The sequence below is a fragment of the Microbacterium xerophyticum genome (assembly GCF_053543555.1).
Map to the genome: position 1 here is coordinate 142,918 of NZ_JBLVOB010000005.1, position 9,589 is coordinate 152,506.

General features: G+C 69.8%; 6 protein-coding genes. 3 read left to right on the forward strand and 3 right to left on the reverse strand.

What is annotated here, in order from left to right; translation table 11 throughout:
* Both ACNPNP_RS05185 and ACNPNP_RS05190 read right to left on the reverse strand, forming a co-directional pair.
* The coding region (locus ACNPNP_RS05185) for an ATP-dependent helicase (RefSeq protein WP_448964997.1) at window positions 1–3,204 on the reverse strand (3,204 nt) is incomplete at its 3' end.
* Entirely contained in the window at window positions 3,201–6,458 is a 3,258-nt protein-coding gene (locus tag ACNPNP_RS05190; RefSeq protein ID WP_448964998.1) for an ATP-dependent helicase, read from the reverse strand. The genes ACNPNP_RS05190 and ACNPNP_RS05185, both read right to left, overlap by 4 nt.
* 162 nt (window positions 6,459–6,620) lie before the next feature.
* Here ACNPNP_RS05190 and ACNPNP_RS05195 point away from each other — a divergent pair, with 162 nt between their 5' ends.
* Entirely contained in the window at window positions 6,621–6,845 is a 225-nt protein-coding gene (locus tag ACNPNP_RS05195; RefSeq protein ID WP_448964999.1) for a DUF3107 domain-containing protein, read from the forward strand.
* 5 nt (window positions 6,846–6,850) lie between these two features.
* Entirely contained in the window at window positions 6,851–7,138 is a 288-nt protein-coding gene (locus ACNPNP_RS05200) for a hypothetical protein (protein ID WP_448965000.1), read from the forward strand.
* Window positions 7,139–7,162: 24 nt separating this feature from the next.
* Here ACNPNP_RS05200 and ACNPNP_RS05205 read toward each other — a convergent pair whose 3' ends face one another.
* Window positions 7,163–7,873, reverse strand: a complete 711-nt coding sequence (locus tag ACNPNP_RS05205; protein WP_448965001.1) for a ferritin-like fold-containing protein — start codon at window positions 7,871–7,873, stop codon at window positions 7,163–7,165.
* A gap of 187 nt (window positions 7,874–8,060) precedes the next feature.
* Here ACNPNP_RS05205 and ACNPNP_RS05210 point away from each other — a divergent pair, with 187 nt between their 5' ends.
* Complete coding sequence (locus ACNPNP_RS05210) at window positions 8,061–9,575, forward strand: DEAD/DEAH box helicase (protein ID WP_448965002.1); 1,515 nt, start codon at window positions 8,061–8,063, stop codon at window positions 9,573–9,575.
* Window positions 9,576–9,589: the final 14 nt, after the last annotated feature.

Consider the following 9,589-nt stretch of genomic DNA (forward strand, 5'->3'; position numbering starts at 1 on the left):
GCGCCCGCCGCGATCCGCGCGGCGGTACACGGCGTCCAGCTTGCAGATGACGATGTGTCCCTCACCGGGGCCTGCGGTGGCGCCCAGGGCGAAGTCGATCTCGATCTCGACCGCGATGGGCTGACGTGTCGCCCATTCGCTCCTCTCGAAGATCTCGCGCAGTCGTTCCAGATCGATCTCATCCGCCGCCGACACGCCCCACGTGTCCGACTGCTCGTCGTCGGTGTCCCACAGCGCGTTCTCGGGGCGCTCCCCCGCGCCGACCAGGCCCGAGCGGTGTTCTACCCAGGCGTGGAAGAGCGTGCCCAGGCGCGTCTGCCGATACGGTCGCTCCGGCATGGGCCTGCTCAGCGCGCGCACGGTGCCGTCGAAGTCCGTCACGTAGTCCTTGAACCGCGACGCGGGAACGCGCGTCGGCGGGTCGGCGCGCATGCCGCGCTGACGCTCGGCACGCTCTGCGAGCAGTCGTTCGAGCTGCCGGGTCGGCGCCGGGTCGCCCTCGACTGTGCGCACGAGCGCGGCGGCGGATTCGACCACCGCGCGTCGGCCGCCCAGCGGGTCGAGCGGCCATACGCTGGTCTTCCCCTCGCCCTCGTACGGATTCTCGGTGTCATCGGCGGCCTCGATCGGATCGAGCCCGTGCACATCGATGGCCTCGCGCAGGTACGGGCTCGCCTCACGGGGGCTCTTCTGCCCCGCCCAGTGCGCTCCGGTCAGGAGCAGGTCTGTACGCGCGCGCGTCACCGCGACATATGCGAGCCGACGCTCCTCCTGCTGCTGGTAGTCGCGGTAGGCGTCCTTGAACACCGTGAGCGCGCCGGGAGAGGCCCTGCTCTTGCTCGTCAGCGAAGCCACACCTGCCTTGATCCGCTTGTCCGGCTCTGGAGCGGCATCCGCGGGCGGTTCCCAGTTGAAGCGCGGCAGAGCGGCGCTGTCACCGCGCAGCGCGAACGGCAGCACGCCGAAACCGAACCAGCCCGAGGTGTCCGTGGGGCGGGAGGGAAGCTCGCCCTCCACGAGTCGCACCACCGCGACGGCATCCCACTCGAGCCCTTTGGAGCCGTGGATCGTGAGCAGCTGCACCACACCGGGCTCTGGCGGCTCGGGCCGGGGCATCAGCTCATCGGTGCTCTCCGCCTTGTCGAGCCAGGCGAGCAGCGACCCGATCGAGCCGCGGTCGTCGGCGGACAGGAACGCGCGCACCTCATCGGCGAACGCGCGCAGCTGCGTCGCGGCGACGCGCGCAGGACCGCGGGTCTCGTTGGCGGCGAGTTCGATGTCGAGGCGGAGCTCCACCTCGATCAGACGGATCAGCTCGGGGATCGGCTGGCCTGACGCCCGCCGCAGCCGCTCGAGCATCTCTCCTGCGGCGCGTATCCGCATGCGGCCCTCCGGCGTGATCCGCTCGAGGAGACGGTAGTCGTCGCGCAGCCCGCGCACGACGTCGACCGCGTCCACGATCGACACCGCCTCGTCGGCACCGCGCGAGGAGCGGATGCGATCGCGCAGCTCATCGGGAAGGGGCAGCAGTCCGCTGTCGCGCTTCGACAGCTCGGAGGCGAGATCGTACAGGGCGCCCATGTCGGCGAGGCCCACGCCGAATCGAGGACCCACGAGAAGCCGGATGAGTGCGGAGCCCGCGTTCGGATCGTGGATGACCCGCAGCGTGCTCACGACATCCACGACCTCGGGAGTCGTGAGCAGACCGCCGAGCCCGAGGATGCGATGCGGTATGCCTCGCGCCGCGAGCGCCTCGGCGAAGGTCTGCATATGCCGCTTGGACCGGAACAGGATCGCGCCGGTATGGGGTGTCGCAGAGGCGCCGTCGCGCTCCGCGTGCACGGTGCGCCGCTCGGAGAACCACTCGGCGACCTCCGCGGCCTCCTCATGCACCGTGAGCGGATAACGGATGCCGACAGCACCGGCCCCCGCGCCCGGCCGGGGTTCGAGCGGAGGGACATCGAGACCGGGACGCCGAAGCGGCTCGAGCACCCGGTTCGCCACATCCAGGATGGCGCTGTCGTTGCGCCAGCTCGTCATGAGACTGAAGGTCTGAGCCGGGCGATCGCGGGCGAACGTGCGCGCGAAGGCGTAGAGGTTGTCGGCACTCGCACCGCGCCAGCCGTAGATCGACTGGTGCGGATCGCCCACCGCCATGACGGCGGAGTCCCGGAACACCTCGGCGAGGAACTGCGTCTGGATCACCGACGTGTCCTGGTACTCGTCCAGCAGAACGACCCTGTGCTGCTCCCGCAGATCCGCACGCACTTCGGGCGAGGCTTCGACGATGTCGTATGCGCCGCTCACCTGATCGGCGAAGTCGAGCACTCCCCTGCGCTGCTTCTCGGCGATGTACGCCCGCACGAGCGCGTTCAATGTCGGCAGCGCGAGGAGGTTGTCGGCGGCCTTGGCGATGTCCGCGTTGGTGCGATAGGGCTCGAACGCCGCCGCGTGCTCGAGAGCGATCCGCTCTGCGAGAGCCAGATCGGCCCGGTGATCGAGCGCATCGCCGGCGAGTCGCTGCACCGCGTCCACCACGGTGCCGACGGCGTATTCGATGCCTTCGAGCTCGGGCAGATCGGCACGAAGGACGACCTCGCGCGCCAGCATCCAGGATGCCGCCTGGCTCAGCATCGCGACGTCGGGATCGCGCCCGATCCGCGCGGCGTGCTCGCGAACGATCGAGTCAGCGAACGCGTTGTACGTCGATACACGAGGGCGGATCATCAGGTCGTCTGCCGTACGGGGCGATGACGGATCCCACCCGGTCTCGAACCGCTCGGCGAGCTCACCGAGCACCTGTGTGCGCACCAGCATCCGCTGGGCACCGGGCGACGCGCGATCGACGCGTTCCAGCATGCCCGACGCCACGATCTCGGGTACGTGCGGCAGCAGCCCTCGCTGCCCGTACTCGTCGATCACGGCGAGGCGGGCGGCGATGCGCTCCGCCAGCTCGCCGGCGGCCTTGCGGGTGAAGGTGAGTCCGAGGATCTCGTCCCGGCGCACATGTCCGTTCGCGACGAGCCAGACAACCCGGCCCGACATGGTCTCGGTCTTGCCGCTTCCGGCGCCGGCGATCACGAGCGCGGGGGTCGGCGGCGCTTCGATGACGCGCTGCTGCGCCACCGTGGGCGGGGGCTGTCCCAGCGCGGCGGCCACATCGAGTGCCGAGAGCCCTGGCCCGTCTTCATTCCACGCGGTCATGCGCTGACCGCCGGCACGGTGTGGATGCGGCAGGGATGCACGCGCCACTGCACATCGGCGCAGTGCGCCTCGACGTGAGCGGTGAAGCTGGCCCCCGACATCCCCCTGGCTGCCGAGGCGAGCCTGTCGAGGAATCGCGTGCGCGCCTCCCCCTCGAGCGTGTGCTGGTGGGCGACACGGTACTGACTGCCGGACAGCGTGTTCGCGACCAGCAGGAGGCGGGCGCCTGCGAGTGCGCCCGGTTCGGCGCCCTCGATCAGGCCCTGCTGCACCGCGACCTGGTATGCGGCGAGTTGCGCATGATCCTCGCACTTGGCGTCGGTCGTCGGCTCGTTCTTGCCGGTCTTCAGATCCACGACGACGACCCGTTCTCCGTTCAGTCCCTCTGCCATGTCGGTCCAGCCTCGGCCCCGGGCAGGAGCATGCTCGCCGCCGCCGCGCGGGTATGCCTCCACACGATCTATGAAGCCGTGCACAACGGCCCTGTGCGGTCCGTCGGCGTCGTCGCCCACATGCACGCCCGGCACGGGCTGCTCATCGTCCGCGCTCGCGACCTCACGGGCGGCGACGTCCACCGCGAAGCGGAACTCCACCTCACTGGCGAGCACACGGCCACGATCGCTCTTCACCTCACCGAGGTACGCATGCAGGCGCTCGATGTAGAGATCGGCGCGGCGACGTTCCTTGCGCCCGATCCATTCGGTCTCGAAATCCAACTCCGGCCAGTGCTCGGCCACGACCGCGCGCAGCTTCTCGAGGTCGCCGTCCGGGACCGTCTCCATCGCCTCGTGGATGATCGTGCCCATACCTGCGGATGGCGGGAGCACCGTATCGCCACCGAGCGCCGAGATCGCCCAGTTCAACTCGCATTCCTCGAACGACTCCATCTTCGACGGTGAGACCCGCGCAGCCCCGACCGACAGGTCGTGCAACGGCGCCGACGTCGACGGGCCGGCGATCCCGTACCATTCCCGCGGGTCGGCGCCTGGCACGCCCTCGCGCGCCAGGAGGGACAGCTGCCCCGCCGCGGCGGCGCGGGCGTCACGATCGACGGCGCTCGTCAGCGTGCGCCGGTGGCGTGCGACGAGACCGCGCAGGGTGAGCGGATGCTCTGCGGCGGGGTGCGCGGATGCCGGTGGAGGCTCAGGAAGGAACCCGAAGAACGGGCTGGGTCCTGTCGCATCGTCGTCCACGGCTGTCACGACGATCCGGGAACGTGCGCGCGACAGCGCTCTCACGAACAGCCGCAGCTCGTCATGCAGTGCATCTCGCCGTCTGTCGAGCACTCCAGGAGCCGGCTCGGATTCCCCCGTGCGCGCGGCGATGACGGCGTCGGCGAGGCGCCACGTCTCCAGCAGCCCCCCTCGCAGCCGCACGTTGGGCCACACACCGTCCTGCACACCGGCGACGATGACGGCGTCGAACTGCGTGCCCAGGGCAGTCGCCGGTGTCAGCAGCGTCACCAGGCCCGGCCGATCGGGGGTGGACAGCGTGTCCTCCGGCACCTCGCTGTCGAGGATGTCGCGCACGAAGATGTCAGGACGCTCGTTCGGCGAGCGTTCGACGAAGCGCTTCGCGGCGTCGAAGAGCGCGACGAGCGCGTCCAGCGCCCTGGCCGTCTCACCGCCACCCGGCTGTTCCGACACCGCACGCCAGTAGTGCTGCAGCTTCGATCCATCGAGCGCGCGCGCCTCATCCCAGATGCGCCAGAGCAGCTCGTGGATCGTCTCCCCCGCGGCGGCCGCCGAGGCCGTGGCGGCGAGGGTCGTCGCGAAACGGGCGGCGACTCTGGCCTCGGGAGCATCGATGAACGTGAAGTGCGCAGGAAAGGCCATCGCCTGCCGCAGCAGTTCCGAAGCAGGGGTCGATCCCCCGTCAGCGAGCTCGACGTGGCGCAGGCGCGCGCGCAGGCGACGGAGGCCGACGGCATCCATCCCGCCGAACGGCGAGCGCAGCGCGTCGACGAGCATCTCGGTCTCCCGCTCTTCGACGGGGGTGAGTGCGAGACGCACGATGCCGACGATGTCGCGCACGACGCCCTCGCTGCCGAGCGGTCGCTGCACCCCGGCGGCCCTGGTCGGCACCTCGCGCGCGGCGAGTTCGGTCTCCAGCGCCGCGACCTGCCTGGTGTCGTGGGCGATCACAGCCATCTCGCTCCAGGCGATGCCGTGCGTGAGGTGCCAATCGCGAAGAGTGCCGGCGATCCGATCGGCTTCTTCGTACGGCGAAGGGGCGAGGAAGGCCTGCACCGGTGGGTCGACGGATGCCCCCTCGACCGGCGGCCCTGGTGCGCGACGGTGCTCGACGCGACCGGCCACGCCGATCGCCTGGGTGACCGTGCGCGTGAGATCGGTGAGTGCGGGCTTCTGACGGTGCGGCGTGTCCAGCACGAAGACCCGCTCGAGGATCCCGGACAGCTCGTGGAACAACTGAGGGCTCGCGCCGCGGAACGCGCCCGAGGAGATGTCGGGGTCGCCGAACGCGAGGACGGCGATACCTCTGGCGCGCAGTGCGCGCACCATCGTGATGCCGCCCCTGGTGATCTCCTGGGCATCATCGATCAGGACGACGCGCAGTGGTGCGAGGGGGCCGAGCACCGTGGCGTCCGCCTCCCTGAGGATCGCCGCCGCCTCGCTCAGCAGATCCGCCGCGTCGCGATATGCCGTGCGCATGCCGGCGAGGACGGCGTGGTACTCGTCGATGAAGGTGCCCACCGCCCGCCAGACCGGTCGCTCCGACGCCTGCAGCTCATGCGGCTGCACGCCCAGTTCCGTGCATTCCGCGAGGAAGGCGCGCAACTCCGATCGGAACCCCTTCGAGGCGCGCACGCCGGCGTTCAACGAGTCCGGCCAGCGCGACGGGCGACCGGCGGCCTCATCCTCGACATCGCCGGCCAGCAGATCGGCGATGATCCGGTCCTGATCGGCACCGGTGAGCAGTGCGGGGGGCTCGGCACCGGCGTGGACCATGGCCCCGCGGACGAGCTGGAACGCGAACGAACCCAGCGAACGGGCCAACGGCCCCGGCGTGGCCTGTCCGATGCGCACGCCGATCCGGTCGCGCAGCACCGTCGCAGCCTGACGACTGGGGGTCAACGCCAGCACTTCCTCTGGAGCGAGTCCATGCTCACCGAGCAGCGCGGCGACCCGGTCGATCAGTGCCTGCGTCTTGCCTGTGCCCGGGGCGCCGATGATCACTCCTGATGCCTCGACGGCCGCGTCCACGACGGCGCGCTGCCCGGCATCCTCTGTCATGTCATCCACGCTAGCGGCAGCTCCGGACACCGCAGGACCCCACCCCCGCTCGCTCTGGCGCACTGCATGTGCGCCCAGGGCGAAACCGGCCGTCAACCCCGATCCGGGTGCACGACACCGGGGTAGAGTTGGGCGCAGTCCCCGAATCTTCAAGGAGCACGCGTGGAAATCCGCATCGGCATCATCAACACCGGCCGCGAACTGAACTTCGAGACCTCCACCAGCGCAGACGACGTCCGCGCCCAGGTGTCCGCAGCTCTCGAGCAGAACGTCGCGCAGGTGAGCTTCACCGATGTGAAGGGCAACTCGTACATCGTCCCGACCGCGAACCTCGCCTACATCGAGCTGGGCACCGAGGAGTCGCGCCGCGTCGGTTTCGTCGCCTGACCACGATGTACATCGTTCTCGCACTCATCGCCGCGTGCGCACTGGGCATCGCCGTGCACTACCTGCTGCCGCACCGCGCTCTGCGGGGCACCGCGGTCGTTCCGGGGATCGCCGCAGCCGTCGCGGCGGTCGTGTACACGCTCATGCAGTGGTCGGGCGTCGGTGAGGACAACGGCTGGCTGTGGCTGGCGAGCGTCGGCGGGGGCGTCGTGCTCGCCGCTGTCGCCGGCTACGTGCTCACCACGATCCGTCACCGCACGGATGCTGAGAAGAAGGTCGCGCTCGGGATCTGAGCGCCGTCCGCCCGGCGGAGAGTTCTACGCGGCGAGGCCCATCGCGTCCATGCGGCGCGCGTGCGCGCCCATGAGTTCGGTGTACACCGGTTCGACGCGGTCCTCCTCCTCGGCGAGCCGCTCCGGCCGCAGCGCCTGTCGAGCCACGAGCACGGTGTCGCCGACGAGTCGGCGCGCCCACATCGACAGCAGCGATCGCCATTCGCCGTCGGACTCGATGGTGCGCTTGAGGATCTCGACGATCTCGCCGGTGTCATCGTCCTCGCGGAGGATGTCGGCGATGCGCCGCCCCGTCTCGCCGTAGCTGGAGGCGAGCGCCAGATAGAAGTCATCCAGCATCCCGGCCGTGATGTAGACAGCCAGCAGGGTCTCGCGAGGCCGCGCGCCGATCGTCTTGCGGCGGAAGGCGTCGAGGTGCTCGCGGAACGGGAGCATCAGCTCGGTCGCGTCCTCGCCCTGCTCGCGGATGACGTCGACGATGCCGCGGTGCTTGCTGAGCGCCGCGCCGGCCGCGCGGGTGATCGCCGCCTTCTCTTCGAGTTCGGGCGTCGCTCTGATCAGGCGGGTCAGCGTCTCGAAGTACCCGAGCTGCAGATAGGCGGCCTGGCCGAGGAACCGGTTCAGCTCCGGCGCGAGCTCCGCGAAGTCGACCCGCATGGCTCCGCCGTCATCGCCGCGAGAGCGCAGGGTCAGAGTACGTCGAGGGGCATCACGCTGCCAGAACCACTTCACCACGGGTTCAGACTACCCGCGCCACCACCGGCAAAACGGGTCTTCCGGTCGTTTCGCTCCGCTCGGGTAGTCTGGAAGAAGCCCTGCCGTAGGAGCAGGGCCCCGCGCCTGTGGCAGAAAGAGACGGCGTGGATCCGTAACGTGGCGCTCCCTTCGCTCTCGAAGGTCCGCCGGACAGGCAATAGAACAAGTGACAACATTCGCTGATCTCAATATCGATCAGGACATCATCGACGCGCTCGCAGCCAAGGGCATCGTCGATGCGTTCCCCATCCAGGAGCAGACGATCCCCCTCGGCCTCCCCGGTCAGGACATCATCGGCCAGGCCAAGACGGGTACGGGCAAGACCTTCGGGTTCGGCATCCCGGTCGTGCAGCGTCTCGGCAAGGATCCGGAGCACGGGGTCAAGGCGCTCATCGTCGTCCCGACCCGCGAGCTCGCGGTGCAGGTCTACGAGGACATCGACCTGCTCACCAGCAACCGTTCCACCAGCGTCGTCGCGATCTACGGCGGCAAGGCGTACGAGGGCCAGATCGACCAGCTCAAGGCCGGCGCGCAGATCGTCGTCGGCACCCCCGGGCGCCTGATCGACCTCGCAGGGCAGCGTCTGCTCGACCTGTCCAACGCGACCGAGGTCGTGCTCGACGAGGCCGACAAGATGCTCGACCTCGGCTTCCTCGCCGACATCGAGAAGATCTTCCAGAAGGTCCCCGCCGTCCGGCACACGCAGCTCTTCTCGGCGACCATGCCCGGTCCGATCGTGGCGCTGGCGCGCCGCTTCATGTCGAACCCGATCCACATCCGCGCGAACGACCCCGATGAGGGCCTGACGCAGGCGAACATCAAGCACCTCGTGTACCGCGCGCACTCGCTCGACAAGGACGAGATCATCGCCCGCATCCTGCAGGCCGAAGGCCGCGGCAAGACCGTCATCTTCACGCGCACCAAGCGCGCAGCGCAGCGCCTGGTCGACGAACTCGGCGACCGCGGCTTCAACGTCGGCGGCGTGCACGGCGACATGGGCCAGGAGCAGCGCGAGCGCTCGATGGCCGCGTTCAAGGCCGGCAAGCGCGACGTGCTCGTCGCCACCGACGTCGCCGCTCGAGGCATCGACGTCGACGATGTCACGCACGTGATCAACCACACGATCCCTGACGAGGACAAGACGTACCTGCACCGCGCAGGGCGCACCGGCCGTGCCGGCAAGACGGGCATCGCCGTCACCTTCGTCGACTGGGAGGACCTGCACAAGTGGGCCCTCATCAACCGTGCGCTCGAGTTCGGTCAGCCAGAGCCGGTCGAGACGTACTCTTCCAGCCCCCACCTGTTCGAGGATCTCGACATCCCCGAGGGCACCAAGGGGCGCCTGACGACGGCTCCCAAGACCCAGTCCGTGAAGACGCAGCGCGCACCGCGTCCGGAGCGCGCTGTCGACGCCGCTGCAGAGCAGGGTTCGGGCGATGGCACCGCGCGTCGGCGTCGCCGTCGCCGCGGCGGCTCGGGCGACAAGGTGGGCTCGACTTTCGCTGAAGGCACCGCGCAGGGCACGCCGTCGGCCTCGGATGCCGCTCCCGCCGTCGACCGCGACGCTGAAGGCGCCGGTACGCACGACGGCAAGGGCGGTGAGCACCACGACGGCAAGTCCGCTCCGCAGCGCCGCCGCCGCCGTCGCCGTTCGGGCGGTGCCGCGCCGGCCGGCGCGTAACTCTCTTCTCGGTG

Bases quoted from the DNA above. Each gene is read 5' to 3' on its own strand.
- ACNPNP_RS05190 (WP_448964998.1), bottom strand. From the start codon at position 6,458: ATGACAGAGGATGCCGGGCAGCGCGCCGTCGTGGACGCGGCCGTCGAG.
- ACNPNP_RS05200 (WP_448965000.1), top strand. From the start codon at position 6,851: ATGTACATCGTTCTCGCACTCATCGCCGCGTGCGCACTGGGCATCGCC.